This window comes from Gordonia sp. PvP123 (assembly GCF_040547295.1).
GTDB classification, from domain to species: domain Bacteria; phylum Actinomycetota; class Actinomycetes; order Mycobacteriales; family Mycobacteriaceae; genus Gordonia; species Gordonia terrae.
This window is the reverse complement of record NZ_JBEPPN010000003.1, coordinates 217,135-243,261: the sequence shown is the minus strand read 5'-3', so window position 1 is coordinate 243,261 and position 26,127 is coordinate 217,135. Positions and strand designations below refer to the sequence as shown.

Below are 26,127 nucleotides of genomic sequence, written 5' to 3'. Positions count from 1 at the left end.
GTCAACCGCTTGTTCGCCGAACTTCGCTTAAATGCAACTGAGAATCCCTTGGCGAAAATCGCACCGCGGTGTCCTATGCATAGGCAATGAAAGTACCTTACCAGCAGTTTTGGGGCTTCTCCCGGAATCGTTAGCAGAGTTGTCGAAATGAGTCGCGAATCGGCGCTGGGGCCGGTCCCGGCTTTCTTGAACTCCTGATTAGAAAGCAATGTGTCAACCCTTGTCGGACCCGACGGGTCACTTTTGTCACCGGATTGGCGACCGGCGCCGGCGAGGAATGTGAGAACGGTCATATCGGTCGCACGGGCCGCACACCGGTACCGGGTCGTCTTCTTCCCGGGAGCGGGCCGGCTGAGTAGTATCTCCGCGGTAGAGAACTGCGGCGCCCCGGCGCCGCCCGGGGGATCGGACGGTGGCACGTGGAGCGTGCTCAGCGAATGACGTCGTGTTGACGCTCGGTAGCTCGGTGATCGCGGTGTCGGTCGACCCGTACCACCGAGCCGTGGTGGCCTACGGTTACGAGGCCGCGGCCTCGGCGTCCGAGCGATTCATCGAGCAGGTGCTGATGCCCATCAGTCCGCAGGCCCGATTCCATCGACGGTCGTATTTCTACTGGCTCATCTACCTTCCGTGGACCGGCGCCGGTGCCGACGAACTCGGGCGCAACGCGCTGATCGAGGCCGCTCGCACCAAACTCGGCGCCCACACCGTGAGCGACGGCGATCGGAGTTGGTTCCTCGACGTGTGCATGGGTGTCGCCGTCGGTGACGAGCAGCTCGCGGCGAGTTCCGAGGACGATCTGGTCCGCCATGCCGACGCCGCGCTGTGTATCGCGCTCAGCAGCCGACGGGCTGTCGCATTCGCGACACCCACCATGCAGCGCCACATCCGGGCCGAGGTCGATCTGGCCGGCTGGTTGACCAGGTCGGTCGAGCGCGACTTCTCGGTCTTCTACCAGCCGATCGTCGCGGTGCCCGACCGGCGCGTCGTCGGCTACGAGTCACTGCTCCGCTGGCACACCGAGTCCGGCGTTCTGGCTCCGGACGCGTTTCTCTCGGTGGCCGAGGGGATCTCGCTGCTCGCTCCCATCGGGCGGCATGCCATCGGGGAAGCCATCCGGGACCTGTCGGGGACGATCTCCGACAAGGTCGGCCCGGGTACGTTCGTCTCGTTGAACCTGTCCGGGCAGCAGCTGTGGGACGACGGGCTCGTCTCCTACGTGCACGGTCTGATCGACGGGCACGGTGTGGAGCCGTCGAGGGTGTGGGTCGAGGTGCGGGAGGACCAGGCGATCCGGGTCGACACGTCGGCCTCCCGGGCGATCGACGCACTCCACGATCTCGGCTGCACCATCTGCATCGACGACCTCGGTGCCGGCTTCTCGGCACTCCGCTACGTCCGCGATCTCCCGGTCGACGTCCTCAAGGTCGACCGGACCCTGATCGCGCAACTCGCCGACAGCTCCCCGGACCGCGCGGTGGTCCGTGCGATCGGCGAGATGGCCGCCGCGACCGGGGTGAAGATGGTGGCCGAGGGCATCGAATCGGAAGAGGTGCTCCCGATCCTGGAGGAGTTCGGGTTCGACTACGCCCAGGGCTACCTGTTCGGACGGCCCGCGCCGCTGGTGGACCTGTTCGGATCGGATCGCTGAGCAGCCCGAACATGTTGTGGCCGAGCGAATCTGATCGCAGATCAGCCCGAATATGCTGTGGCCGAGCGAATCTGATCCTGCTCCCTGAGGTGCGAGCGAAGCGAGCCTCGAAGGGCGTGGTGACTTTTCTCGCCAGGCCCTTCGAGGCTCGTCGCTATCGCTCCTCGCACCTCAGGGAGCGAAAGGCTGTCGCTATCGCTCCTCCTACCTCAGGGAGCGGAATGAATCGTCGTCGATGGCACCTCCCGGTCAGCTCGCGGTTGCCGTGCGAAAAGTGTTGTCGGCAAACAAGATCGACTTATGTGACCGTTCCGGTCTCGATCGCCTGTGGTCGGCCGGAACTCTCGACCTCGATCCGTCGCGGCTTGGCCTTCTCGGCGACCGGGATCGTCACGGTGAGCACGCCGTTGTCGTAGCGCGCCGAGATGGCCGAGCTGTCGATGGCGTCGCCGAGGGTCAGTTGGCGGCGATACGTCCCGGAGAAGCGCTCGCTGGTCAACCACTGCACGCCCTCGTCGGATGGCGTACTGCGCTGGGCGGACAACGTGAGGACGCCGTTGTCGACGCTCACGTCGATGGAGCCGGGATCGGCGCCGGGTAGATCGGCGACGAGCAGATAGTGGTCCTCGACCTTGTACAGGTCCAGGGGCATGAATCGCGGAGTGCGGGCGGTTCCGGCCGCTGAACCGGTCATCATGCCTCGTGTCCAGGCATCCATGTCGGAAAAGGGATCGAAACGAAGCACAGCAGTTCACCTCCTGTTCTCAAGGCTGCTCGCCACCCGTCAGACGAGCAGTTCATCGCTGTACTGCCAACGAAGATAGCACCGGATCCGTGGCTCGTCTAGCACTCTGGAGGGGAGAGTGCCAGAAATTTTCCGGACCCGGAAACGACGGCACCCGACCGCGAGTCCTGCTGTGCCGGAGAAGATCCGGACGGCTGCGGAGAACACGATCGGGTGGCGTCTGGGTGGATCGGGGTCAGCGGTGCGTGGGATGCGGCCCGCTCGCTACGCTCCCGGCGCCGAGTCGGTGAGCTCGGTCGCGTCGATGCTGAACCCGGCGTTGCGCAGGCGGTCGATGAGGGCGTCGCCCATCGCCACGGCCGTCGTCAGGACCCCGGAGCGCTTGGGTAGGCGGTCGCGATCGAGGGCCAGTGCCAGCGCGCTCTCGGCGAGCATCACCGCGGTGGCCTTGTATCCGGGGTCGCCCTGGGCGCGCATCCGGGCCCGGTAGCGCCGGCCGGTGGTGGTCCGGGTGAACGTTCCGACCACGAAATAGCCGTTCTCGCGGGCCTTTTCGCTCGGCCCGTCGCCGGGCTTCGGGAGCACGCGGTCGAGGACTCGACGCGTGGGACCGAAACTCATCGCTCCCATGAACGCGCCGGTGCCGACCGCGACCGCACCGGCGAGCAGTGTCGAGACCGCGGGGACGCTGCCGACGCTCATCGTCTCCGCGTAATGGAAGTTCTTGCCATAGGCGTTGTCCAGCAGAGCATTCGAGCGTCGGACGATTCGCGTGTTGTGCGCCGCCATGAAGAAGGGGGCGAGTGTGCCGCGCAGCGACGGGTCGACCTTCTTGGCGTTGATGATGGACAGGTCGCTGGGTTCGTCGGACAGGCTGACCCGGGGCACGTCGCCCGGCCCGCTGGACAGCGCCTGTGGGTTCAGCATGAGTCGTCGGGACTGCGCGTTGCGGGCCTCCTCGGCGATCACTCGCATGGAATCGATTGTCCCGCCGGAGATTCCGCCGCGGAACGACTCGACGACGAGGGTGGTGTCGGTCATCTCGCCCGCGGCGTCGTCGGCGATCTTCTTGAACAGTGCGTAGGTGGTGATGTCGGACGGTACGGAATCGAAGCCGCAGGAGTGGACGATGCGGGCCCCCGAGGCGGCGGCGACATCGTGGACCTTGTCGATGGAGTAGCGCACGAAGGGCACCTCGCCGGTCAGGTCGACGTAGTCGGTGCCTGCGGTCGCCGCCGCCACCACGAGGGCCTCGCCGTACTTCAGGTAGGGACCCACCGTGGTGCAGACGACCTGCGTGCGCGCGACCATGGCGTCGAGTGCGGCGGGTGACTCCGCGTCGGCGATGATCAGGGGCCAGTCGTGCGCGCGTAAGGGCAGACGCTCGCGCGCGGCGGTCAACTTCGACTCGTTGCGTCCCGCCAGCGCGATCTTGGTGCCGATGGGTGCGTGGTCGGCCAGATACCGGGCCGTGAGTTCGCCGACGAAGCCGCTGGCGCCGTAGACCACGACGTCGAATTCGCGACCGTGCCCGCCGGGCCGGCCGTTCGGAGTCGGTTCTGGAGTGGATGTGGTGTCGGTGTTCGATTCCCCGCTCATCTTCCCGACTTTACGTGGGACGCGGGTCACACGTAACCGCCGAGTCGGATGGAACGGTCATGGTGAGCGCCGCGCCGCGAGACTGGCGGCGAAGGGCGCGACGAACAGCATGAGCAGCACGCGCAGGATCTGGGCGGCGACCACGAAGGCGACGTTGCCGCCGGCGCCGGTCGCGGCCGCGAGCACCGCATAGATGCCGCCCGGTGTGGTCGCGAGATAACAGTCGAACATCGACTCGCCGGTCCAGGCGGACAGCGCCACCCCGAGCAGGGCGCAGCCGGCGCCGATGACGAGGATCAGCACCAGCGCGAGGGGCAGGACGCGGCCGATCGCCCGCAGCCGCGGCATCGTGAAACCGAGTCCCGCCTGCCAGCCGATCACGGCGTAGGCGACGGCGAGCAGGGCGGGGGAGACCTCGGCCGAGCCGGCGATCCCGGTCAGCTCGGCCACGGTGGCCAGCGCCAGCGGACCGAGCAGTCCGGCGGCGGGCATGCGCAGCAACCGGCCGAGCGGAATCCCGACGCCGAGGCACACCGCGAGGAGCAGCAGGCCCCAGGCTTGCCCCTGCAGGGTCTCCGCCGACCACGCGTCGGCACCCGGTGCGACGGCATCCCCGTCGGCGCCGAACACGAGCGAGGCGACCAGCGGGATGGTGACGGTGACCAGGGCGACGCGCAGGTATTGGATGACCGCGACCATCCGTTCGTCGCCACCGAACTCGCGGGCCAGCGCGACCAGCCCGGACGCCCCGCCTGCGACGAGTGCGAGGGAGCCGGTCAGCGGGTCGACGTGGCGGTGCAGGCCGAGCAGGGCGCCGCAGGCGATCGAGATGACCAGGGTGCCCACGCCGATGACGAGAACCGGGAACCACGACGAGCCGAGGCCGCTGACGGTCTCGGGCTCGGCCATCGTGCCGATGAAGACACCGAGGACACCCTGCGACGCCACGAACGCCCACCGCGGGACGATCGGTTCGTCGGCATCGGCCGGTGTTCGGGCGGTTCCGGATTCGGTGCCCGTCCGGCCTGGGGCGCGGCCGGCGATGGCGAGGGCCCCCGCGACCACGAGGCCCGCGAACAGGGCGGCGGCGTCGACGTCGAAGACCTCGAGTACCAGCGTCGCGACCGCGGTGAGGAGTACCAGCAGAATCCAGCGACGCACTGGCTCCACAGTAAGGCCCGCCGCCGGGAGCGGAGCGAGCGGGGCGAATGGTGCCCGCCGCCGGGAGCGGAGCGAGTGGGGCGAGCGGGGCGAATGGTGGCCGCCGCCGGGAGCGAGGTGAGCGGAGCGAGTGGGGCGTCAGGCCGGGCGCGCGGTCCCGAGGCTCAGTGCGCCGAAGGGTTTCGGGACGCCGGGCTGATAGAACGCGTCGACGGGCCCGAGCGCGAAGCCGGCGGCGGTCAGCTCGGCGCGGACGTCGCGGGTGAGGTGGCAGCCGCCCGCGACCCGCTTCTGGATCGGCTCGAGGCGCCGCTGCCATCGACGGACCCGCGCGTCCGGGGCGGATCCGTGCTCGAGGAACGCCAGCTGTCCGTCCGGGCGCAACACGCGACGAAGTTCGCCGAGGGCCGCCCGCACATCGGGGATGGTGCACAGGGTGAAGGTGGTGAGCGCGGCGTCGAAGGAATCGTCGTCGAACTCCAGCCGCTGGCCGTCGAGTCCGGCGCGTTCGATGGGCACCGCGGATGTGGCGACGCGATCGGTGGCCATCGACCATCCGACCGCGGAGGGTTCGACCGCGGCGACCTCGGTGAGAGTGGGCGGGTAGACGCCGACGTTGAGTCCCGAGCCGAATCCGATCTCGATCATCCGACCGGACAGGGGTGCGCAGGCCCGTGCTCGCAGCGGGGTCAATGCGGCCATCCCGCAGGTGCGTTCGATGAGGTGCGGCAGGACCCGGTCGTCGTAAAAGCCCACGTGACGAGGGTAACGCCGCTCCCCGCCGTGATGTCGGGACTCGGGAGTACCCGGTAGTGGTCCCCGGCCCCACCACTAGGCTTGTGGGATGAACCGACCGGCCCAGAACGCCCCGGGGCCCAATCCGTCCACGCTGCAGGCCCGGGTCATCGTCGACGAGATGATCCGCGGCGGTGTCCGTGAGGCCGTTCTGTGTCCGGGGTCGCGCAACGCGCCGCTCGCCTTCGCCCTCCACGCCGCCGACGCCACCGGCCGGTTGCGGTTGCACGTGCGGATCGATGAGCGTTCGGCGGGTTACCTCGCGCTCGGTCTCGCGGTGTCGTCGGGACAGCCCGTGCCCATCGTGATGACCAGTGGCACCGCGGTGGCGAACATGGGGCCTGCGGTCTTCGAGGCGAACTATGCCCGGGTGCCGCTCGTCGTCGTCAGCGCCAACCGTCCGTACGAGCTCCTCGGTTCCGGTGCCAATCAGACCGTCGAGCAGTTCGGCATCTTCGGGACCCAGGTGCGTGCGGCGATCAGCCTCGGCCTCGCCGAACAGGACCTCGACACCAACAGCCAGTGGCGGTCGGCGGTCGGCCGCGTGCTGGCCGCGGCCCGGGGCGCGCGTACCGGCAACGCCGGCCCGGTGCAGTTCGACATCCCGCTGCGCGAACCGCTCGTGCCCGACCCGGACGAGCTCGCGGGCCCCGACCCGACGGCCGATCTCGGAGCGTTCTCGGGCCGGCCGGGCGGGCTGCCCTGGACCCAGGCACCGGTCGGCAAGCTCGACGTCCCGCTGCCCATCGACCTGTCCCTGGACACCGTGGTCGTGTCGGGACACGGGTCGGGTGTCCATCCGGGCCTCGCCGGCGTACCCACGGTCGCCGAACCGACAGCACCGCGGCCGGCGACACCGCTGCATCCGCTGGGCCTGAACTCGGTCCGACCCCAGCAGGCGATCATCTGTGGCCGGCCGACGTTGCATCGCGGGGTGGCCCGCCTGCTCGCCGACCCCGAGGTCCGTGTCTACGCACTCACCACGGGGCCGCGGTGGCCCGATGTGTCGGGCAACGTCTACGCGACCGGCACCCGCATCGAGGTCGTCGGCGAGCCGCGGGAGGACTGGCTCAAGGAATGCGCGGCGGTACAGGAGCGGGTGGCGTTCGCCGTGACCGCCGAACTGGACGAACCGGGCGCGGCCACCGGACTCCATGTCGCCCGCGCGGTCGGCGACGCCATGGCCGCGGGTGACCAGCTCGTCGTCGGGGCCAGCAACCCCATCCGCGACATCGCGCTGGCCGGCCGGATCACCGACGGTGTGCGGGTGCTCTCCAACCGCGGGGTCGCGGGCATCGACGGGACCAACTCGACGGCGATCGGGGCCGCGATGGCCCTCGACCGGGATCGGGCCGGCGCGCGGACCATCGCGTTGATGGGCGACCTGACGTTCGTGCACGACGCGACCGGCCTGGTCGTCGGCCCGGGGGAGCCGCGCCCGTCGTCGCTGCGGATCGTCGTGGCCAATGACGACGGCGGCGGCATCTTCGGCCTGCTGGAACAGGGTGACCCGCGGTACAACACCGGCCTGTACGCCGGGGCGTACGAACGGGTCTTCGGCACACCTCATCGCACCGACATCGCATCGATGTGCGCGGGTTTCCACATCCCGCATCGGCGGGCGACGGTCGCCGAACTGGGCGGGGTGCTCGCGGAGGAGCCTGCTCCCGGCGGGATCGAGGTCGTCGAGGTCGCCACCGACCGCGAGCGGCTACGGGCAGTGCACGCGGCGATCGCCGCACGTCTCCGGTAGCGCGGCACCGGCCGGGCCGCGAACTCCTCGGGGCGCACCACTAGGCTGAACGGCATGAATCCGGTGATCCAGCGACGCGTGCAGCTCGGTTTGCTCGTCGTCGGCGTCACGATCACCTTCATGGCGCTGACCCTCATCGCCGGGTGCTTCAAGAACGATTCGACGATCGAGGCCAGCAAGGCGACCGTGATGGCCGAGGTCGTCTCGGTGGACAGCCTGCACGCCGCGGTGAACTTCCAGACACCGGACGGCTCGTTCCACAGTCCCCGCTTCGGGCTGCTGTACCCGACGGAACTGAGCGAGGGGCAGCGGATCAGCGTCGACTACGCGGTCTACAACCCCGATCTGGCCCGGCCGACCGGCCGCACCGCGGTGCTGTCGATCATCCCGGCACTGTCGGTGATGGTCGGGGCATGGCTGGTCGTCGGCCTGCTGATGGTCGCGGTCGCGGAGTTCAGCCGCCGTCGGCGACGACGCGACGATGCCGGTGAGAACACGGACGGCCGGGACGCGGACGAGCAAAACGCGGCCGAGCGGGACGAGACGGTCAGCCCGGGATCACCCTGAGCGTGTCGCCGTCGACGACGATCGCCTCGTCGTCACGCAAGAGATGCAGCCGATGGGTCGCGCCGAAGCGTTCCCGCGTCGCCTCGACCGGGCCGCGCCCGCCGACCGTGCCCTCCGCGTGCGGGATCACCGTGGCGTCGATGAGTCCGAGACCGTCGGTCGAGGTCAGGGGCGCGGCCTCCGCGGGATCGTCGAGCAGTGCCAGAGGTGCGATGTCGGGACCGACCACCGCGGCGCCGGCACTGACCCCGATGTAGGGGAGGCCGGCTCGCACCGCATCGACGAGCACACGGTCGGCGCCCGCCAGTCGCAGCGCGCCGAGCAGGTGGAAGGTGTTGCCGCCGGCGACGACGACGGCGTCGACGTCACCGAGTCCCCCGGCGAAGGCGGCGGCCCCGATCAGTTCCGGGTCGAGGTCGGTGACCTCGAAGCCCTGGTGTCGCAGCGTGTCCCGCTCCAGGTCGAGCCAGGCGTGGTCGGGATAGATCGACGACGCGGTGGGGACGTAGGCGATGCGACGGCCCGGTCCGGTGAGCGGCGCGAGGAAAGCCGGGACGGGGGTGAGCCAGCGACTCAGCAGCAGGAGATGGATGTCGGCCACCCCTCCACTCTCCCCGGTGCGCGGGCCACGGACCGTTCATCCCGAATTGGGCGGTCCGACATGTTCCGGGGTGGAGCCCGGTCAAGTCCCCGGGGGACGATCTCGATCATGCGCGTCGCGATCGTCGCCGAGAGCTTCCTGCCCCAGATGAACGGGGTGGTCAACTCCGTCCTCCGGGTTGTCGACCACCTCGAGTCCACCGGGCACACCGCCGTCGTCATCGCACCCGACACCCCGCGCGGGGTGCCGGGTGGGCCGCGGCTGATCGGCCGCCGGACCCCGGTGCATCTGCTGCCCGCCGTGCAGGTGCCGCGGGTGACCTCGCTGCCGGTGGGCGTGCCGTCGCCGCTGCTGTACCGCACCCTGCGCGACTTCGAGCCGGATGTGGTGCACCTCGCGTCGCCCTTCGTGGTGGGTGCCGCGGGCGCCGTCGCCGCCCGAGCGCTCGGGGTGCCGGTGGTGGCCGTGTTCCAGACCGACGTCGCCGGGTTCGCCGCCGCGTACCGGCTGGGTGCGGTCGAGAAGCTCGCCTGGCGCTACACGCGTCGCCTGCACGAGATGTGCGATCTCACGCTTGCGCCGTCGACGGCGACTCTCGAGGTCCTCGCCGCGCACGGTGTACCCCGGCTCGCACGATGGGGCCGCGGGGTCGACGTCGGGCTCTTCTCCCCGGACAAGCGCGACCTGTCGTTGCGGGCGGACTGGCTGGGTACCGCCGACGACAAACTGGTGGTCGGATTCGTCGGCAGGCTCGCGCCGGAGAAGCACGTCGAGCGGCTCGCCGGACTGTGGGGCGACCCGCGGGTGCAGCTGGTGATCGTGGGCAACGGACCCGAACGGGACCGGCTCGAGCGGTTGATGCCGGATGCGGTGTTCACCGGCGAGCTGCGCGGTGAGGCCCTCGCCCGTGCGTACGCGAGCTTCGACGTGTTCGTGCACGCCGGCGAACACGAGACGTTCTGTCAGGCCATCCAGGAGGCGATGGCCAGCGGACTGCCGGTGATCGGCCCCGACGCGGGCGGCCCCCGCGACCTGGTGTCGGCGTTCCGCACCGGATATCTGCTGGAGGTCGAGGCCTTCGCCGCGAAGCTGCCCGCGATCGTCGAGTCCCTGCACGACGAGTCGGTGCGGTCGGCGTTCGGCCGCGCGGCGGTGCAGGCCGTTCGGGCGAGGACCTGGCCATCGGTCTGCGCGGAACTGGTGAACCACTACGCCGCGGTGACCGGCGGCGGGGTCGTGACCGAGGTGGGGCGACCGGCCTGAGGTGCGGGACCGGCGTCTGGGGCGACCCACCTCACGGCAGTCGGACGCGCATCGCCCGGTAGCGTGATCGGCATGGCATCGACGGGCGCGACACCACCGGAACAAGCGGATCTGGGCGGGACGAGTGTGGGCCGGGCGAGCCTGGAGAAGGACCCGGCCGAGGTCGCCGCGATGTTCGACGGCGTCGCCCGCCGCTACGACCTCACCAACACGGTCCTGTCGTTCGGCCGGGATCGCGGTTGGCGCAAGAAGACCCGTCGGGCCCTCGATCTACACCCGGGCGACATCGTCCTGGACCTCGCGGCGGGCACCGCGGTGTCGACGGTCGAGCTGGCCTCGTCGGGTGCGCACTGTATCGCCGCGGACTTCTCGCTCGGCATGCTCAAGGCCGGAGCCCACCGGGACGTGCCGAAGGTCGCCGCCGACGCCCTGTCGCTCCCGTTCGCCGACGATTCGTTCGACGCCGCGACCATCTCGTTCGGACTCCGCAACGTCAATGATGTGCCCACCGCGCTGGCCGAACTCCGGCGCGTGCTGAAACCCGGTGGGCGGCTAGTGATCTGCGAGTTCTCGACGCCGACGCTGAAACCGTTCCGCACGGTGTACATGGAGTACCTGATGAAGGCGCTGCCCGCGGTCGCCACCAAGGTGTCGAGCAGCCCGGCGGCGTATGTCTATCTCGCCGAGTCGATTCGGGCCTGGCCGGACCAGTTCGCGCTCGGCGACCTGATCCGCGAGGCCGGGTTCTCCGGGGTGCGGTGGGAGAACATGACCGGTGGCATCGCCGCAATCCACTCGGCGCGGGCCTAGGAGTTCGCGGCCCGCGGTGTCCCGGCGTCGTGCGACACCGGGCATCCCGGTGCGAACGTGCCCAGGTCGTCGACGCGGAAACCGTCGGGGTAGCTGCGGACCTGCTTCGTCTGGCGCCCGAAGAGCGGTTCGGTCCGCGGTGAGGCGAACAGGCGGATGGCGAGCCCGCGTGCCTTGAGTCCGCCCCGCACCAGCACCCGTTCGACCGCCGTCGGCTTCGGGTATCCGAACGCCCCCAGGAGCCGATCGTCCATGAGCGCGAACGACATCCGGCGCACCACCGCACGTGGAAGCAGCTTGTACGGCATGAACGTGCCCAATAGATCCAAGGTGGCGTCGGCGACCGCGAGGGAGTCGGGACTGAACGCGAAATGGGCGGTCTCGTACTCGTCGTAGAACTTCTTGAAGTCGTCGTAGGTCTCGGGGATGTCCTTGATGCCCATCAACTGGCCGAGCCGACGGTAGTAGTTGGTGAGGCCGAGGATCTCGTGGTTGGTCAGTGAACGCCATTCGTAGGAGTTCACCCACTCGACCGGGCAGACGACGAAAGTGGCGAGCACGTAGACGAAGTCGTCGTTCGGGATGTCGTACATGCCGTGCATCTGGTTGATGCGCCGGATGCCCGCGCGGCCGGCCGGGCTGTCGACCCCGTGCTCGATCGGGGCGTCGAGCAGCAGCACGGTGTCGTCGTAGCGCTTCTGGGTCGACTCGGTGAACTGGCTGGTCTTGTAGAGGAGGTCGCCGATCGAGGGCACCGCGTAGGTGCGGAAGAGGGCGAAACTCAACGCCTGCGTGATGCCCCAGGGGAACTCCTGGGTGCCGAGTGCGCGGGCGATGGCGGTCGGATCGCCGACGGCATCCATGCGGTCGATCTCGCCGCGCAGGTGATAGCGCTGGGCCAGTCGGTTCTGGAGGGCGTGCTTGGTTCGGGTGGCGAGAGTGGATGCGGCGGACATCTTCCATCTCCTGGGTCGACTGGTGGCCTGATTCTGTCACAGGTGTGGCAGCGACCACACGGTTGGAACATTATAGCGCGAACGTTCCAACGTGCACATCGGCGGATCCGCGGCGCTCAGGAGAACGGCGGACGCGGGTCGATCTGCCGGGAGATGCGTCCGGCGGTGCGCCACGCGCGGGCCACCAGGTCGGCGTCCTCGGCGGTGATCAGGTTGCCCATGACCCGCACCACCATCGACATCAGTTGGGGGGATCGAATGCCGGGCCGTCCGAGCGTGGGCACGGTCTTGGGCATGGTGAGCAGGCCGGCGAGGCGTCGGGCGGCGGAGAACGCGAGTCCGTAGTGCCCCACCAGGACATCACGCCACCGTTCGGTGTAGTCGTCGGTGCCCAGGAGTTCGACGGCGAGTCGTGCGGTCTCCAGGGCGTAGTCGATGCCCTCGCCGTTGAGTGGATTGACGCATGCGGCGGCGTCGCCGATCAGCATCCAGTTGCGGCCGGCGACGCCGGAGACGGCACCGCCCATCGGCAGCAGGGCCGAGGTGATGCGGACGGGCGGCCCGTCGAGGGCCCACTCGTCGGTCACCATCGCGGCGTAATGTTCGAGGATCGGTCGAAGTGCCATGTGCGCCGGGCGTTTCGACGTCGCGAGGGCGCCGACGCCGACGTTGACCTGCCCGCCGCCGGCCGTGCCGAGGGGGAACACCCAGCCGTACCCGGGCAGCAGTCCGCCGTCGGGTCCGCGGAGTTCGAGGTGGGAGCCCATCCAATGTGAATCGGCCCGCGCGGACGGCGCATATGCGCGGGCGGCCACCCCGTAGGCGGTGTCCCGATGCCATTGCCGTCCCAGTGATTTCCCGATCCCGGACCGGACGCCGTCGGCGACGACGAGGTCGGTCACCCGCATGGTATGGGTGCCCGAGGGGGTCGCGAAGGTGACCGAACCCACCCGGTCACCGTCCATCTCGACGCCAACGGCCTTGACGCCCTGCACCATTCGCGCGCCCGTCGACACCGCGTGTTCGCGGATGGCGTCGTCGAACTCCGTTCGCGCCACCGCGCTCCCGTAGGCCGGGAACCGGCCCGAGGGCCACCGGACCTGTTGGCGTGCACCCCATCCGTTGAGCAGCAGCCCGTCGATGCGCGGACGATCGGCGAGAAGTGTGCCGAGCCCGAGTGCGTCGAGTTCGGCGACGGCGCGCGGGGTGAGTCCGTCGCCACACGTCTTGTCGCGCGGGAACACCGCGGCGTCGGCGAGGACCACGTCCCGGCCGGCGGCGACGGCGTGGGCGGCCGCCGCCGATCCGCCCGGTCCGGCGCCGACGACGAGGACGTCGGCGGAATCGGGGAAAGTGGGGGTCGTGTCCGTGCTCACCCGACCAGTATGTCCGGACCCCCGACGGGATAGGCTCGCAGCAGGTGGGGTCTACGCGGCAATCGCGTGTCCGCCGTCGAGTATTTGCCGGATCAGACGAGATGGGGCCGCGTTTCCGTGAAGTCCACATTCGCCGGGGTTGACCTGGTGTCGGATGAGTTCGCCGACACGGTGCGCTCCTCGCTGCAGCGGGTCGAGGATCTGCTGCTCGCCGAACTCTCGTCGGGTGACGAGGTCATGACCGAGGCGGCGACCCACCTCGCGAAAGCCGGGGGAAAACGTTTCCGGCCGATGTTCGCGATCCTGGCCGCCCAGTTCGGTCCGCGCCCGGACTCCGACGACGTCATCACCTCGGCGACGGTGGTGGAGATGATCCACCTCGCCACGCTCTACCACGACGACGTGATGGACGAGGCCGCCATGCGGCGCGGTGCGGCGAGTGCCAACGCACGCTGGACCAACAGCGTGGCCATCCTCTCCGGCGACTTCCTGTTCGCACGCGCCTCACGCCTCGTCTCGACGCTGGGTCCCGAAGCGGTGCGCATCATCGCCGAGACCTTCGCCGAACTCGTCACCGGGCAGATGCGCGAGACGGTCGGAGTCAAGCCCGGCGCCGACCCCATCGACCACTACCTGCAGGTCGTCTGGGAGAAGACCGGCTCGCTGATCGCCGCCGCCGCCCGTTTCGGCGCGATGGCCTCGGGGGCCACGCCCGACGACATCGAACGGCTCTCGCGCATCGGCGACATCGTCGGCGTCGCCTTCCAGGTGTCCGACGACATCATCGACATCAGCTCGGTGTCGGTGGAGTCGGGCAAGACCCCCGGCACCGATCTGCGCGAAGGCGTGCACACGCTTCCGGTTCTCTACGCCGTCGCCGGAGACGACGCGACGTCGGCCCGGTTGCGCGAACTGCTGGTCGCCGCCGATGGCACCGCCCGGCCGCTGACCGACGACGCCGAGGTCGCCGAGGCGATCGAACTGCTCGGCTCGTCGGCGGGTATGACCGCGGCCCGGGCCAAGCTCCAGGAGTTCGCCGACGAGGCGCACGCGATGCTCGCGGAGCTGCCGGAGTCGCCGGCCCACCGCGCGCTGGCGTCGCTGGTGGACTACACGATCGAACGCGTGGGCTGAGGGCTTCGCCCAACCGCAGCGACGCGGTCACCGACCGTCGCGGGCCATCTCCTGCAGCCTGCGGATGCGTTCCGCGGTCGGCGGGTGGGTGGCGAACATCTTGGCCATCCGGTCGGTGGCACGGAACGGGCTCTCGATCATCATGTGCGACTGCGCGGCGATGTCGGGCTGCGGCGGCAACGGGGCGGCCTGCACGCCCCCCGAGATCTTCGCGAGCGCCGACGCCAGGGCGAGAGGGTCCCCGGTGAGTTCGGCGCCGGACTGATCGGCCTGGAACTCGCGTGATCGGGAGACGGCCAGCTTCACCAGGGTGGCCGCGATCGGTCCCAGGAGTGCGATCAGCAGCATGGCCAGCGGGTTGGGTGCGTTGTCTCGACCGCCGAACGCGCCCATGAACATCGCGAAATTGGCGAGGCCGCTGATGACCGCCGCCATCGCGCCGGCGATGGAGCTGATGAGGATGTCGCGGTTGTACACGTGCGACAGCTCGTGACCCAGCACGGCGCGCAACTCGCGCTCGTCGAGCAGGTGCAGGATGCCGGTGGTGCAGCACACCGCGGCGTTCTTGGGGTTGCGACCCGTCGCGAACGCATTCGGTGACTCGGTGGGGGAGATGTAGAGCGCGGGCATCGGCTGATGTGCCGTCGTCGCCAGCTCACGCACGATGCGGTACATGACCGGCGCCTGCAGTTCGGTGACCGGCTGCGCGTGCATCGCCTTCAGCGACATCTTAGCGCTGTTGAAGTAGACGTAGGCATTCATGCCGACGGCGACGACCACCGAGCCCCAGAGGATCAGAGGGCTCTGGAACAGCGCGCCGATGCCGACGATGATCGCCGACATCAGGCCCAGCAGAGCCGCCGTCTTCAAGCCGTTGAAATGCATCGGGTCCTCGTCTGTCCGGCGCCGCGGGTCTCGGGCTCCTCGGGCCGGTGCGAGACAACCCGCTGCCGGCCGAGGAGTGCTGGCGCCCTCATCCAGTCAAACGACGCAGCACCCGTCTGGGTTTCCGCGGACGGATTCCGGTTCGGGCGCAGGCGCGGATCAGCGGTAGTTGACGAACTGCAGGGCGATGCCGAAGTCCTCGCCCTTGAGCAGCGCGATGACCGCCTGCAGGTCGTCGCGCTTCTTGCTCGACACACGAAGTTCGTCGCCCTGGATCTGCGCCTTGACGCCCTTGGGGCCCTCGTCGCGGATCTTCTTGGAGATCTTCTTGGCGTGGTCGGAGTCGATGCCCTGCACGAGCGAGCCCGTGATCTTGAAGGTCTTGCCCGAGCCGACGACCTCGCCGGCGTCGAACGCCTTGAGGGAGATGTCGCGGCGGATCAGTTTCTCCTTGAACACCTCGAGGCCCGCCTGCGCGCGCTCCTCGGCGTCGGAGGTGATCACGATGTTCTCCTCGCCGGACCACTCGATGCCGGTGTTGGTGCCGCGGAAGTCATACCGCTGGGACAACTCCTTGGCAGCCTGGTTGAGGGCGTTGTCGACCTCCTGGCGGTCGATCTTGCTCACCACGTCGAACGATGAATCAGCCATGTCCGACAGGGTATGTCATGGCCATGGGAGTCCGGTTGACCAGCCGGTTTGCGCGTGGACGTGGTGTTCGTTGTATTCTTCACGGCGTTGTTCGAACGGCTGTCGCGACGGCCTGGGAGAGCGGCACGGCAGGTTGCCCGAGCGGCCAAAGGGAGCGGATTGTAAATCCGTCGCGCAAGCTACATAGGTTCGAATCCTATACCTGCCACAGCGTGGTCCATCTTCGCGAAACTGCACTTCAGACGGTCTCCGACCAGCGATTTGTCTAGCGCAGACGCGAGTGTGTAACCTCGTTAAGGCTCTCGGGCTCAACCGCCCGGGGCACGCCCCCTTAGCTCAGTCGGCAGAGCGTTTCCATGGTAAGGAAAAGGTCGACGGTTCGATTCCGTCAGGGGGCTCGCTGGACGAGAAGTCCGCGGGGCGGTGTAGCTCAGCTGGTTAGAGCGCACGACTCATAATCGTGAGGTCGAGGGATCGAGTCCCTCCACCGCTACACATCGGGTCCGACCGGAACCGAGCGCAAGGGTCGCAAGCCCTGAGGGAACTTCCGAACCCGACCACGTACCACCCGAAAGAAGGCAATCAAGTGGCCTCCTCAACAGATGTTCGCCCCAAGATCACCTTGGCCTGCGAGGTGTGCAAGCACCGTAACTACATCACGAAGAAGAACCGCCGCAACGATCCCGATCGCCTCGAGATCAAGAAGTTCTGCCCGAACTGCGGCAAGCATCAGGCGCACAAGGAATCGCGCTGACGCTGTCGTCGGCCTTTCCGAAGTACATCCAGCAGCGGGCTGCCTCTCCACGAGGCGGCCCGTCTTGCTGTGGTGGGCCCGAAGGGAGTAGTGCTCAATGTCACAGGTAAGCGGAGCCGAGATCCGGGATCGTGCGGACGAGGCGTCGAACGGTGGTGCGAAGCCGACTCCCGAGGAGATCGCCGCCCACACCCAGAGCCTCGTCGGGTTCCACTACACCGTCGACGACTACTACGAGATCGGCCGCGAGGAGATCCGTAAGCACGCCATGGCCGTGCAGGATGCGCATCCCACGCACTGGAGCGAGGAAGGCGCCCGGGCCTTTGGCCACGATCGCCTGATCGCCGCACCCACTTACGTGTCCGTGCTCGGCATCATCGCCCAGCGCAAGCTGTTCGAGGACGTGATCACCGGCTACGACATGTGGCAGATCATGCAGACCGATCAGCGCCTGGTCTACCACCAGCCGATGAAGGTCGGGGATCGTCTGATCTGCGACGTCTCTCTCGAATCGTTCCGGCACGTCAGCAGCCCCGAGATGATCGACCTGATGGTCACCAAGAACGTCATCTGGAACCAGTACGACGAGCCGGTCATGACCACCTGGACGTCGTTGGCCGCGCGCCCCGGCATGGATGTCGATCCAGAACTCGAGGCCTCCCTCGACCACGTGATGATCAAGGTCGACGCCATCGGCGAATCCGGCCACACCGTCGAGCCGAAGGCCGGTCGTTATGACCTCGACGACCCGACGCAGTCGCCCGGTGCCTTCGGTGCCGTCGACTTCGACACCCTCACCGTGGGGCAGGAACTGACGCCCAAGCGCTATCTGCTGACGCGTGGCAACCTCGCGAACTACGCGGGCGTCGCCGGCGACCCCAATCCGATCCACTTCTCCGACCACGTCGTGAGCGCGGCCGGGATGGACGACGTGGTCGCCCACGGCATGCAGACGATGGGTCTCGGCGCGAGCTTCGTCTCCGAGTTCATCGGTGACCCGGCTGCCTTCTGCGAATACAACGTCCGCTTCACCAGCCCGGTGTACGTCCCCGCGGACGACAGCGCGGCCGTCGACTTCACCGGCAAGGTGAAGTCCCTCGATCCCGCGACCCGCCGCGGAACCATCGCGATCACCGCCAAGCAAGGCGATCGCCGCATCTTCGGGCGCGCTCAGGCGGTCATTCAATTCAATTGATCGGGCGTGATCGTCGCTGTTAGGGTCGCTACCCATGTACTCCGGCATCGCCTCGTTGAAGCTCTGGACTCGTCGCTGACGGCGACGAGTGCCTTGTGAGTCCCTCCCTGTAGTTCTCGTACGCCGTCCCGGTATCCGACGCCGGGCGGCACTGTCGTGTTGTCCGGCTCCCGACTCGATGAGAGCCCTGTTTCTCATCGGATGCAGACGAGCTGAGAACACATCCATGACTTCTGAACGCAGTTCCCACATGTCCGACCGGCAGCTGCCGACCGGTTCGGCCGCCCATGTCCGAGCCGAGGGCGTCAGCATCGTGCGCGGCGACCGCCGAGTCCTCCACGAGGTCGACGTGACCGTGTCCGTGGGGTCTCGGCTGGCCGTGGTCGGCGACAACGGTCGCGGCAAGACCACGCTGCTCCATGTCCTCGCCGGGACGATCAGTCCGGACGAGGGCACCGTCACCCGCGCCGGCAGCGTCGGGTTGGTCGAACAGGACCTGGCGACCGGCGACCGTCGAACCGTCGGAGACCTGATCTCCGATGCCGTCGGCGAGTCCCGCACGGCTCTGGCCAGATTCGAGGCGGCGACCGACGCGCTGGCCCGCGAGGAACCGGAGGCCGACGAGGCCTACGCTGCTTCGCTCGACCTGGTGACACGCCTCGACGCTTGGGATGCCGAGCGCCGTATCGACATCGCGCTCGCCGGGATGGCGGCCTGTACAGACCGCGAGCGACTCCTGTCGACCCTGTCGGTGGGCCAGCGGTACCGCGTGCGGCTCGCGGTGGTGTTGGGTGCGGCCACCGACCTGCTGCTGCTGGACGAGCCGACCAACCACCTCGACGCGGACTCGTTGACCTTCCTGACCCGCCGCCTGCGCGAACATCCAGGCGGTGTCGCGGTCATCAGTCATGACCGGGCGTTCCTGCGGGACGTCGCGACCGAGTTCCTCGATCTGGACCCCACGCGGGACGGGCGCCCGCGGTTCCATCGTGATGGTTACGACGGGTGGGTCGCGGGTCGAGCCCGGGAACGGGAGCGCTGGGTGCGCGACCATGCCGCGCAGCAGGCTGCCCACCAGGAACTCGTCCGGGCGGCCGGTGTCGCCCGCGGTCGTCTGCAGACCCACTGGACGCCTGGCAAGGGGACCGGCAAGCACCAGCGAGCGTCCCGGGCGGGCGGGGCCGTACAGCTGTTCAACCGCCGCGTCGAAGAACTGGAGCGGCATCGGATCACCGTCCCGGTTCCCCCCACGCCGTTTCGCTGGCCGGCGTCGGGAACGCGTGCCGGGCTTCGGCTCCTGGACGGATGGGATCTCACCGTCGACGGACGTCTCGACACGCCGGTGTCGGTCTCGCTCGTCGGAGGTTCACGCCTGCTTCTCGCCGGGGCGAATGGAACCGGCAAATCGACCCTTCTCGCGGTGCTGGCCGGACTGGTCCCGCCCGGTGGCGGCCGACTCGACGTACCACGAAGTACCCGGGTGGAGATCATGACGCAAGAGATCCCGCAGTGGGCGCCGGGGAGGACAGCCCTCGACATCATCGACGAGCAGCGACGTCGCCTCGACATGCGGGGCGACGATGCTCCGGCGTTGCGGAGCCTCGGGCTGCTCGACGCCGACGCCGTCCGCACGCCGGTGTCGAGGCTGTCACAGGGTCAGCAGCGACGACTTCACCTGGCGTCGTGTCTGATCGCCAGGCCGGACGTCCTGCTCCTCGACGAGCCGACGAATCATCTCTCGGCAGGCCTCGTCGACGAGCTGACCAACGGCCTCGACCAGGCAGACTGCGCGGTCGTGGTGGCCACGCATGACCGGCAGATGCGGCGGGATCTCGACAGCTGGCCGGTCATCGAACTCGTCGGTGGGCCTGTGACCTGAACGACGGTCTGACGGCGCGGGTGTACGGTCGTCGGGGGAGCGGAGGCGAGCTCGTTTTGGGTCCACCGCGCCGGTGATCTACACTGAAGTGTCTGATTGATTCAGACTTGCGCGCTACCCATAGGGTGGCGCGTTGGTTTTGTCGGCCACGAAACGCCGGCGGGTCGCGAGACCGGATCGAGAAAGACGGCAACGCCGACCACCCCGGTGGGGGCGTCGCAAAGGGGCGTAGCTCAATTGGCAGAGCAGCGGTCTCCAAAACCGCAGGTTGCAGGTTCAAGTCCTGTCGCCCCTGCCCTGGTGAAGGGCACACGCTGACGAGAGGACCGCGAAGTTGAGCAAGCGAGACCGGGCCGCCCGCGCCAAAGACGCCGCAGAGGGTTCTGCGGCCGATTCGGCTGCGGCTGAGCTCGACGGTCGCGACGAGGCCACCGACGCGGGAACGGTCGACGAGACGTCGACCGAGACCGCCAAGGAGCTGCGTCCGTCCGGTAAACGCTCTGCTCGCGGGCGTCGCTCGTCGGCGGGTGCAACCGATGGTGACACCGACTCCGGATCGGGGTCCGTCGCCGTCAAGGAACGCAAGACCAAGAAGAAGGCGTCTGCCGGGGAGAGCCGGAATCCGATCGTCAAGATCTGGCTCTTCCTGACGCAGGTCGTCGCCGAGCTGAAGAAGGTCATCTGGCCTACGCGGCGCGAGATGATCACCTACACGATCGTCGTGCTCGTGTTCGTCATCGTGATGACCGCGTTCATCTCCGGCCTCGACCTCGCCTTCGCCAAGGGCGTCCTCTGGTTGTTCGGCTGACCCACGCGGTGGGCTCGGCCGGCGACGAGGAGTACGACCGCCAGATGAACCATAAGGAGCGTGGGCTGCAGTGAGCACCCCGGAGAACGAACTCGCCTCGACCGATTCCGTCGACGTGGCCGATGCCGACGTCGACGCAGCCGATGTCGACGCGGCCGTGACCGACGCGGTGGACACCGAGGGTGACGCGGTTGCCGACGACGCTGTCGTCGAGGGTGACGAGGCCGCGGCCGAGGACACGGTCTCCGAGGATGCCGCCGACGCCACTGATGCGGACGCCGACGCAGCTCCGGCCGAGGAAGCCCCGGGTGAAGAAGCCGAGGTCGATCCGGTCGAGGAACTGCGCAAGCAACTCCGGCGCGCCCCCGGTGACTGGTACGTGATCCACAGCTACGCCGGCTACGAGAACAAGGTGAAGGCCAACCTCGAGACCCGCGTGCAGAACCTCGACGTCGGCGACTACATCTTCCAGGTCGAGGTGCCGACCGAAGAGGTCACCGAGATCAAGAACGGCCAGCCCAAGAAGGTCAACCGCAAGGTGCTGCCGGGTTACATCCTCGTCCGCATGGAACTCAACGACGAGTCGTGGGGCGCCGTGCGCAACACGCCGGGCGTGACCGGTTTCGTCGGGATGACCAGCAAGCCGTCGCCGCTGTCCCTCAACGAGGTGCTGCAGTTCCTGATGCCGCGCACCGAGGCGAAAAAGCCCGCCGCATCGCGCGGGTCTGCGGCCGACGGTGTCGAGGCCGCAGCGGCAGCAGCGTCGAACGTCATCGAGGTCGACTTCGAGGTCGGCGAGTCGGTCACCGTCATGGACGGCCCGTTCGCCACGCTTCCCGCGTCGATCAGCGAGGTCAACGCCGAGCAGCGCAAGGTCAAGGTGCTCGTGTCGATCTTCGGTCGTGAGACGCCGGTCGAGCTCGGGTTCAATCAGGTCGAGAAGATCTAGCCCTTCGAGGCTCGCTTCGCTCGCACCTCAGGGAGCGGGAGGGGCACGGCTTCGCTCGCACCTCAGGGAGCGGAGGGGACCCGGACCGGGTCCGGATTGAAAAACACAGACTTTCACGTCTCCAGCGGGCGTGAATTCGCAAGGAAACAAGCAAGGAACAGAAGATGCCTCCCAAGAAGAAGAAGCTCGCCGGGATCATCAAGCTCCAGATCTCGGCAGGCCAGGCCAACCCGGCCCCGCCCGTGGGTCCGGCGCTCGGTCAGCACGGCGTGAACATCATGGAGTTCTGCAAGGCGTACAACGCGGCGACCGAGTCGCAGCGCGGCAACGTCATCCCGGTCGAGATCTTCGTGTACGAAGATCGCTCCTTCGACTTCAAGTTGAAGACCCCGCCGGCTGCGAAGCTCCTCCTGAAGGCCGCCGGCCTGCAGAAGGGCTCGGGCGAGCCCCACACCAACAAGGTCGGGAAGGTGAGCATGGACCAGGTCCGTGAGATCGCCAAGACCAAGGCCGAAGACCTCAATGCCAACGACATCGACCAGGCCGCGAAGATCATCGCCGGTACTGCTCGGTCCATGGGCATCACGGTCGAGGGCTGATCTCCACTTACGAACATCCCGTGGGAGGGCCGGCTCGGCCCGCACCACACACCCTGCCGACTGACGGCGGAGAAGGAACAGAGCAATGAGCAAGAAGAGCAAGGCCTACGCGGCCGCGGCCGAAAAGGTCGACAAGACCAAGCTGTACAGCCCGCTGGAGGCTGTGGAGCTGGCCAAGGACACGTCGTCGAAGAACACCGACGCGACCGTCGAGGTCGCGATTCGGCTGGGCGTCGACCCCCGTAAGGCAGACCAGATGGTTCGAGGCACCGTCAATCTGCCGCACGGTACGGGTAAGACCGCCCGCGTGATCGTGTTCGCCGCAGGCGACAAGGCCGCCGAGGCCACCGCCGCCGGTGCCGACGAGGTCGGCGCCGAGGATCTGATCGAGCGCATCCAGGGCGGTTGGCTGGACTTCGACGCCGCGATCGCCACCCCGGATCAGATGGCCAAGGTCGGCCGCATCGCGCGTGTCCTCGGACCCCGCGGCCTGATGCCGAACCCGAAGACGGGCACCGTGACCACCGACGTCACCAAGGCCGTCAACGACATCAAGGGCGGCAAGATCAACTTCCGCGTCGACAAGGCTGCGAACCTGCACTTCGTCATCGGCAAGGCGTCGTTCGACCCGGCCAAGCTGGCCGAGAACTACGGCGCTGCGTTCGACGAGATCATGCGCGCCAAGCCGTCGGCTGCCAAGGGCCGCTACATCAAGAAGGTCACCGTCTCCACCACGACGGGCCCGGGCATCCCGGTCGACCCGGCGGTCACCCGCAACTTCGCGGAGGCACCGCAGGCCTGATCTCGCATCAGGCGTACTGAACACCCACGAGGGGTCCGGCATTTCGATGCCGGGCCCCTCGTGTTGTTTCTGCGTGGTTCGCCTCGCCGTATCGCGTGCACTCACGCGTGGTCGGCGAGGATGCGTGCGAGGGCTGCTTCGACTGGGGTCAGGGGCTGGGTGATGAGGCGCTCCGGCAGTGCCGGTGGGTGGATGAGTTGTCGGTAGGCGAGTTCGAGGCGTCGGCCGCGGTCGCCATAGCCGACGGCGTCGGGGCGCGACGGGTTTGGGCGCGACGGGTCGCCGGGCCCCTTGCTCCCTGAGGAGCGCCCGAAGCTTGCGGAGGGCGCGTCAGACCTGCTCCCTGAGGAGCGCCCGGAGCTTGCGGAGGGCGCGTCACGAAGGGTCCGGCGACCGAGTCTGCGAAACCCTCGGGTGGTCGGTCCGTGGATCTCGGCGCGTATGTCGCGTAGGTGTTCGGCGAATCGCCGGGGTATGTCGGGTAGGCGGTTGATGTGTTCGGGGTTGGGTGGTGCTCCGGGTTCGGCGTTGAGTCGCCAGATGCAGCGGCCTTCGTCGGGTCCGGTCCGTGCGATGTGGGTGGTGTATTGGCCGGGTTGGTCGCCGACCATGCGGTTGTGGCGTGGGCAGGCGGGTGCGAGGTCGTCGATATTGGTGAGACCGCCCTTGGCCCAGTCCTTGTGGGCGTGATGGAGTTCGACCTGGGTGGCGGGTTGGTCGCAGCCGGGTGCGGAACAGACTTCACCGTCGGGGCGGGCGAAGGAGACGAGGCGTTGTTCGCGGGTGGCGAGGCGTTTGCCGCGTCCGAAGTACAGCGGGACGGCGGTGGCGTCCTTGAATACTGCCAACCATGGTTGAAAGTCGCCGGCCATCGCGATCAGGTCGGGGATGGGCAGCAGGGTGCCGGTGGCGGTGGTGGCGAGTCCGGCTTCGCGGATCAGGTCGTTCAGGTCGGCTTTGATGATCAGATGGGCGGGCAGGCCGCGGTGCGAGGTTCCGAGTGTGCCGTCGGCGAAGCCGGCGGCCAGTGCCGCGTCGAGGGTGTCGTGATTTGTCTGGGCGGGGGTGCGTTGGTCGCGGTCGGCTGCGGTGGCCAGGGCGTCGGGGTCGGCGGTGCCGGCCGGTCCGGACGGTGAGTTGGGGTCGTCGGGGTTGTTGAGTCCGGGTGTGCCCCAGACGGCGAACATCATCGTGAGCCGGGCGGCGAGTTCGGGGGTGAGGGTGCCTGAGATCTTGGCGGTGCCGTCGGCGCGTTGGCGTCCGATCCACAGGTTGCGGCGTCGTTTCTGGTCGGTGTCGTCGGTGAGGGTGCCGTCGGGGTCGAGGTGGGCGAGGAGCCGCGCGCCGAGTTGGGTGATGTCGGCGGGTGTGTAATCGGCGGCGATCTCGGCCATCTGCCGCTCGGCGGCGACTCTGATGTCGTGGTCGATAGTGCCTGGGATGCGGTCGAGGACGTCGAGTGCGGCGTGTACGTGTGCAGAGCCAACCGCTCCCGCAGCGAACGCCTCAGCGAGGCAGGGGTGTTCGGGCGGTAGGACCTCGCCGCTGAGGCTGGTGCGGGTGGCGGTGGCGTCCATCTGCTCACGGCGACGCACCGGGTTCGACACCCGCAGCCGATGGGTCATGAACTGCATGAGCGTGCGGCAGCCGGTCTTGCGGGGGAGGTCGCGGGCCTCGGCCTGATCGATCTGCCGGTCACCGGCGACGGTCAGGCGTGCGACGGCGCGTTCGGTATCGGCTGCCACGTCGGCCAACTCAGTATCGGTGCACGGTGACAGGTCCACGGTCTGCAGTTCGTCGAGGATCGCATGCAATTCGGTGACGAGTTCGACGGCTCGCGGTTTCGGCGTGGCTGATTCGTCAGACATGGCCACCCCCCGAGAACCGTTGCTGCGAATGTATGTTCGAGTGTACACCGACACGGCTACATCGCAACCTCTGAAGCTCTGTTGTGCAACGGTATTCGTCGGCCAAGAGTTGTCGGTGCCTCATGGTAGGGGCCTGAATGCAGTCAGGTGTTGCGAACATCGACGGTGGGCGCACTGGATCCCCCAGGGGCGGCGGCACGACAATCGCCGCCGCCCGCGTGCTCTACGGGCGTTCGGCGACTCACTGCAGCCAGTTGTTGCCCCCGAGGTCCAGCTGCGCGACGTCGAGGCTCGGGGTGATTCCGGATTCCGGTGCGAGGCCGCGGTTCTCGAGGACATTGCGCATGATCTCGGCGGCGTCGATGTTCAGCGGGCTCGACACCCACATCGCGTACGGCAGGTTCACGAATCGGTTCTCGCGTACCGCCTTGAGATTGCGGCTGGCCGGGTTGGACCGCAGCGCGGCGATCTTCTCTTCGACCGTCTGGCCGGGGTAGTCCACGAACACGATGACGTCGGGGTCCGCGGTGGTGAGCCGTTCCCAGCTGACGGCGGTCCAGGTGTCCTCGATGTCCTCGGTCGCGTTGCGGGCGCCCGCGGCGTCGATGATGCCCTGCGGGCCGCCGTAGGCCCCGGAGGAGAAGATGGTGTCGGAGACGCTGTCGAAGACGAAGACCGTGGGCTTGTCGGCGGGTTGCGATGCGGCGCGGAGCTTCTCGAGGCGGTCGGCGACCTCGTCGGCCGCGGCGGCGCCCTGGTCCGGGTTGCCGGTGATGGTGCCGATGTTGCGCAGGTCGGTGTCGAGCGCGACCCACGGGTCCATGGTGCCGCGCTGCGCCTCACCCTCGACCTGCCGGCACGCCTCGGACAGCTGATAGACGTCGATGCCGTGGGACGCGAGGATCTCCGGCGTGATCCCGCGGGACTCGCTCATGCCGTAGTTGTATCCGGCATAGAGCACCTGGGGCTTCGCGGCGACGATGTTCTCGAGCGTGGGACGCTCGGCCGCGACCTCGTTCAGGGTGTCCACCTGAGGTCCGTACTCGAGCCGGAGAACATCTTTGTCGCGGGCGAGCGCACTGACCGCCACCATGTTGTCGCGGGCGCCCGCCGCCAGGGCGATCGCGATCATGCCACCGTCGTTGACGAACAGCCGGTCGAGCGGCTGGGGGAAATCGACGTCGGCTCCACAATTGGCCACCGTCACAGTGTCTTCGGTGGCCGCGGTGCTGTCGGTCGAGCATGCGGCAACTGCGCCCAGGGTCAGTGCGGCGACCAGGACGGCGGCGGTCGGGTGGACTCGGGAGGTGCGCGTACTCAAGGGAT

At 68.2% G+C, this 26,127-nt stretch carries 24 protein-coding genes and 4 tRNA genes; 17 read left to right on the top strand and 11 right to left on the bottom strand.

The window, feature by feature from the left end; all coding sequences use genetic code 11:
• Positions 1 to 445: 445 nt before the first annotated feature.
• On the top strand, positions 446 to 1,651 hold the full coding sequence (locus ABIC25_RS06575) for an EAL domain-containing protein (protein WP_354560538.1): 1,206 nt from the start codon (positions 446 to 448) through the stop codon (positions 1,649 to 1,651).
• A gap of 298 nt (positions 1,652 to 1,949) precedes the next feature.
• Here ABIC25_RS06575 and ABIC25_RS06570 read toward each other — a convergent pair whose 3' ends face one another.
• From ABIC25_RS06570 to ABIC25_RS06555, 4 genes are all read right to left on the bottom strand, one after another.
• The gene (locus ABIC25_RS06570; RefSeq protein ID WP_014925585.1) at positions 1,950 to 2,396 is read right to left on the bottom strand and encodes an Hsp20/alpha crystallin family protein; all 447 of its coding nucleotides are present in this window, start codon (positions 2,394 to 2,396) and stop codon (positions 1,950 to 1,952) included.
• Between the two features lie 264 nt (positions 2,397 to 2,660).
• Positions 2,661 to 3,995, bottom strand: coding sequence for a saccharopine dehydrogenase family protein (locus ABIC25_RS06565; RefSeq protein WP_354560537.1), 1,335 nt, complete (start codon positions 3,993 to 3,995; stop codon positions 2,661 to 2,663).
• A 57-nt stretch (positions 3,996 to 4,052) separates the two neighbouring features.
• Positions 4,053 to 5,156: an AbrB family transcriptional regulator gene (locus ABIC25_RS06560; protein WP_354560536.1), complete on the bottom strand. Its 1,104-nt coding sequence runs from the start codon at positions 5,154 to 5,156 to the stop codon at positions 4,053 to 4,055.
• A gap of 138 nt (positions 5,157 to 5,294) precedes the next feature.
• Positions 5,295 to 5,912 (bottom strand): class I SAM-dependent methyltransferase, encoded by a 618-nt coding sequence (locus tag ABIC25_RS06555; protein WP_354560534.1) that lies wholly within the window; start codon positions 5,910 to 5,912, stop codon positions 5,295 to 5,297.
• Positions 5,913 to 6,000: 88 nt separating this feature from the next.
• On the opposite strand from ABIC25_RS06555, the gene menD reads away from it, so the two are divergent.
• Together menD and ABIC25_RS06545 are read left to right on the top strand one after the other, a co-directional pair.
• Complete coding sequence (gene menD / locus ABIC25_RS06550; protein WP_354560533.1) at positions 6,001 to 7,704, top strand: 2-succinyl-5-enolpyruvyl-6-hydroxy-3-cyclohexene-1-carboxylic-acid synthase; 1,704 nt, start codon at positions 6,001 to 6,003, stop codon at positions 7,702 to 7,704.
• Between the two features lie 54 nt (positions 7,705 to 7,758).
• Positions 7,759 to 8,271: a hypothetical protein gene (locus tag ABIC25_RS06545; RefSeq protein ID WP_004021749.1), complete on the top strand. Its 513-nt coding sequence runs from the start codon at positions 7,759 to 7,761 to the stop codon at positions 8,269 to 8,271.
• Here ABIC25_RS06545 and ABIC25_RS06540 read toward each other — a convergent pair.
• Complete coding sequence (locus ABIC25_RS06540) at positions 8,252 to 8,872, bottom strand: Type 1 glutamine amidotransferase-like domain-containing protein (RefSeq protein WP_354560531.1); 621 nt, start codon at positions 8,870 to 8,872, stop codon at positions 8,252 to 8,254. The genes ABIC25_RS06545 and ABIC25_RS06540 overlap by 20 nt on opposite strands.
• 108 nt (positions 8,873 to 8,980) lie before the next feature.
• Between ABIC25_RS06540 and ABIC25_RS06535 the strand changes: the two genes are divergently transcribed.
• Positions 8,981 to 10,135 carry a glycosyltransferase family 4 protein gene (locus tag ABIC25_RS06535; protein ID WP_354560529.1) on the top strand — a complete coding sequence of 385 codons (1,155 nt, stop codon included), beginning with the start codon at positions 8,981 to 8,983 and terminating at the stop codon, positions 10,133 to 10,135.
• 72 nt (positions 10,136 to 10,207) lie between these two features.
• Positions 10,208 to 10,945: a demethylmenaquinone methyltransferase gene (locus tag ABIC25_RS06530; protein ID WP_101820238.1), complete on the top strand. Its 738-nt coding sequence runs from the start codon at positions 10,208 to 10,210 to the stop codon at positions 10,943 to 10,945.
• Here ABIC25_RS06530 and ABIC25_RS06525 read toward each other — a convergent pair.
• Together ABIC25_RS06525 and ABIC25_RS06520 are read right to left on the bottom strand one after the other, a co-directional pair.
• Complete coding sequence (locus ABIC25_RS06525) at positions 10,942 to 11,901, bottom strand: oxygenase MpaB family protein (RefSeq protein WP_004021745.1); 960 nt, start codon at positions 11,899 to 11,901, stop codon at positions 10,942 to 10,944. The two genes, ABIC25_RS06530 and ABIC25_RS06525, sit on opposite strands and share 4 nt — an antisense overlap.
• A 116-nt stretch (positions 11,902 to 12,017) precedes the next feature.
• Positions 12,018 to 13,277 carry a geranylgeranyl reductase family protein gene (locus ABIC25_RS06520; protein WP_239399920.1) on the bottom strand — a complete coding sequence of 420 codons (1,260 nt, stop codon included), beginning with the start codon at positions 13,275 to 13,277 and terminating at the stop codon, positions 12,018 to 12,020.
• A gap of 117 nt (positions 13,278 to 13,394) precedes the next feature.
• Here ABIC25_RS06520 and ABIC25_RS06515 point away from each other — a divergent pair, with 117 nt between their 5' ends.
• Positions 13,395 to 14,411 carry a polyprenyl synthetase family protein gene (locus tag ABIC25_RS06515; protein WP_248644777.1) on the top strand — a complete coding sequence of 339 codons (1,017 nt, stop codon included), beginning with the start codon at positions 13,395 to 13,397 and terminating at the stop codon, positions 14,409 to 14,411.
• Positions 14,412 to 14,438: 27 nt separating this feature from the next.
• Here the strand turns inward: ABIC25_RS06515 and htpX are convergent, their stop codons facing one another.
• Positions 14,439 to 15,296, bottom strand: coding sequence for a zinc metalloprotease HtpX (htpX, locus tag ABIC25_RS06510; RefSeq protein WP_248644778.1), 858 nt, complete (start codon positions 15,294 to 15,296; stop codon positions 14,439 to 14,441).
• A gap of 159 nt (positions 15,297 to 15,455) precedes the next feature.
• Positions 15,456 to 15,947 carry a YajQ family cyclic di-GMP-binding protein gene (locus ABIC25_RS06505; protein WP_004021740.1) on the bottom strand — a complete coding sequence of 164 codons (492 nt, stop codon included), beginning with the start codon at positions 15,945 to 15,947 and terminating at the stop codon, positions 15,456 to 15,458.
• A gap of 127 nt (positions 15,948 to 16,074) precedes the next feature.
• Between ABIC25_RS06505 and ABIC25_RS06500 the strand changes: the two genes are divergently transcribed.
• The 11 genes from ABIC25_RS06500 (at position 16,075) to rplA (ending at position 22,933) form a co-directional block, all read left to right on the top strand.
• A tRNA-Tyr gene (locus tag ABIC25_RS06500) sits at positions 16,075 to 16,155 on the top strand.
• A 117-nt stretch (positions 16,156 to 16,272) separates the two neighbouring features.
• A tRNA-Thr gene (locus ABIC25_RS06495) sits at positions 16,273 to 16,345 on the top strand.
• Positions 16,346 to 16,366: 21 nt separating this feature from the next.
• A tRNA-Met gene (locus tag ABIC25_RS06490) sits at positions 16,367 to 16,440 on the top strand.
• 93 nt (positions 16,441 to 16,533) lie between these two features.
• A complete protein-coding gene (gene rpmG, locus ABIC25_RS06485) occupies positions 16,534 to 16,701 on the top strand; it encodes a 50S ribosomal protein L33 (protein WP_003929651.1) in 168 nt (55 codons plus the stop codon).
• Positions 16,702 to 16,798: 97 nt separating this feature from the next.
• Positions 16,799 to 17,896 carry a fused (3R)-hydroxyacyl-ACP dehydratase subunits HadA/HadB gene (locus ABIC25_RS06480; RefSeq protein ID WP_239399914.1) on the top strand — a complete coding sequence of 366 codons (1,098 nt, stop codon included), beginning with the start codon at positions 16,799 to 16,801 and terminating at the stop codon, positions 17,894 to 17,896.
• Between the two features lie 250 nt (positions 17,897 to 18,146).
• The gene (locus ABIC25_RS06475) at positions 18,147 to 19,775 is read left to right on the top strand and encodes an ABC-F family ATP-binding cassette domain-containing protein (protein WP_435529051.1); all 1,629 of its coding nucleotides are present in this window, start codon (positions 18,147 to 18,149) and stop codon (positions 19,773 to 19,775) included.
• A gap of 222 nt (positions 19,776 to 19,997) precedes the next feature.
• Positions 19,998 to 20,070 (top strand) — tRNA-Trp (locus ABIC25_RS06470).
• 39 nt (positions 20,071 to 20,109) lie between these two features.
• Positions 20,110 to 20,583 (top strand): preprotein translocase subunit SecE, encoded by a 474-nt coding sequence (gene secE / locus ABIC25_RS06465; RefSeq protein ID WP_004021738.1) that lies wholly within the window; start codon positions 20,110 to 20,112, stop codon positions 20,581 to 20,583.
• A gap of 70 nt (positions 20,584 to 20,653) precedes the next feature.
• Positions 20,654 to 21,532 (top strand): transcription termination/antitermination protein NusG, encoded by an 879-nt coding sequence (gene nusG, locus ABIC25_RS06460; RefSeq protein WP_239399910.1) that lies wholly within the window; start codon positions 20,654 to 20,656, stop codon positions 21,530 to 21,532.
• A 164-nt stretch (positions 21,533 to 21,696) separates the two neighbouring features.
• Positions 21,697 to 22,131 carry a 50S ribosomal protein L11 gene (gene rplK / locus ABIC25_RS06455; RefSeq protein WP_004021736.1) on the top strand — a complete coding sequence of 145 codons (435 nt, stop codon included), beginning with the start codon at positions 21,697 to 21,699 and terminating at the stop codon, positions 22,129 to 22,131.
• 85 nt (positions 22,132 to 22,216) lie between these two features.
• On the top strand, positions 22,217 to 22,933 hold the full coding sequence (gene rplA / locus ABIC25_RS06450; RefSeq protein ID WP_004021735.1) for a 50S ribosomal protein L1: 717 nt from the start codon (positions 22,217 to 22,219) through the stop codon (positions 22,931 to 22,933).
• Between the two features lie 101 nt (positions 22,934 to 23,034).
• Here rplA and ABIC25_RS06445 read toward each other — a convergent pair whose 3' ends face one another.
• The gene (locus tag ABIC25_RS06445; RefSeq protein ID WP_354560526.1) at positions 23,035 to 24,801 is read right to left on the bottom strand and encodes an HNH endonuclease signature motif containing protein; all 1,767 of its coding nucleotides are present in this window, start codon (positions 24,799 to 24,801) and stop codon (positions 23,035 to 23,037) included.
• Between the two features lie 241 nt (positions 24,802 to 25,042).
• A complete protein-coding gene (locus tag ABIC25_RS06440) occupies positions 25,043 to 26,122 on the bottom strand; it encodes an ABC transporter substrate-binding protein (protein ID WP_354560524.1) in 1,080 nt (359 codons plus the stop codon).
• Between the last annotated feature and the right edge of the window lie 5 nt (positions 26,123 to 26,127).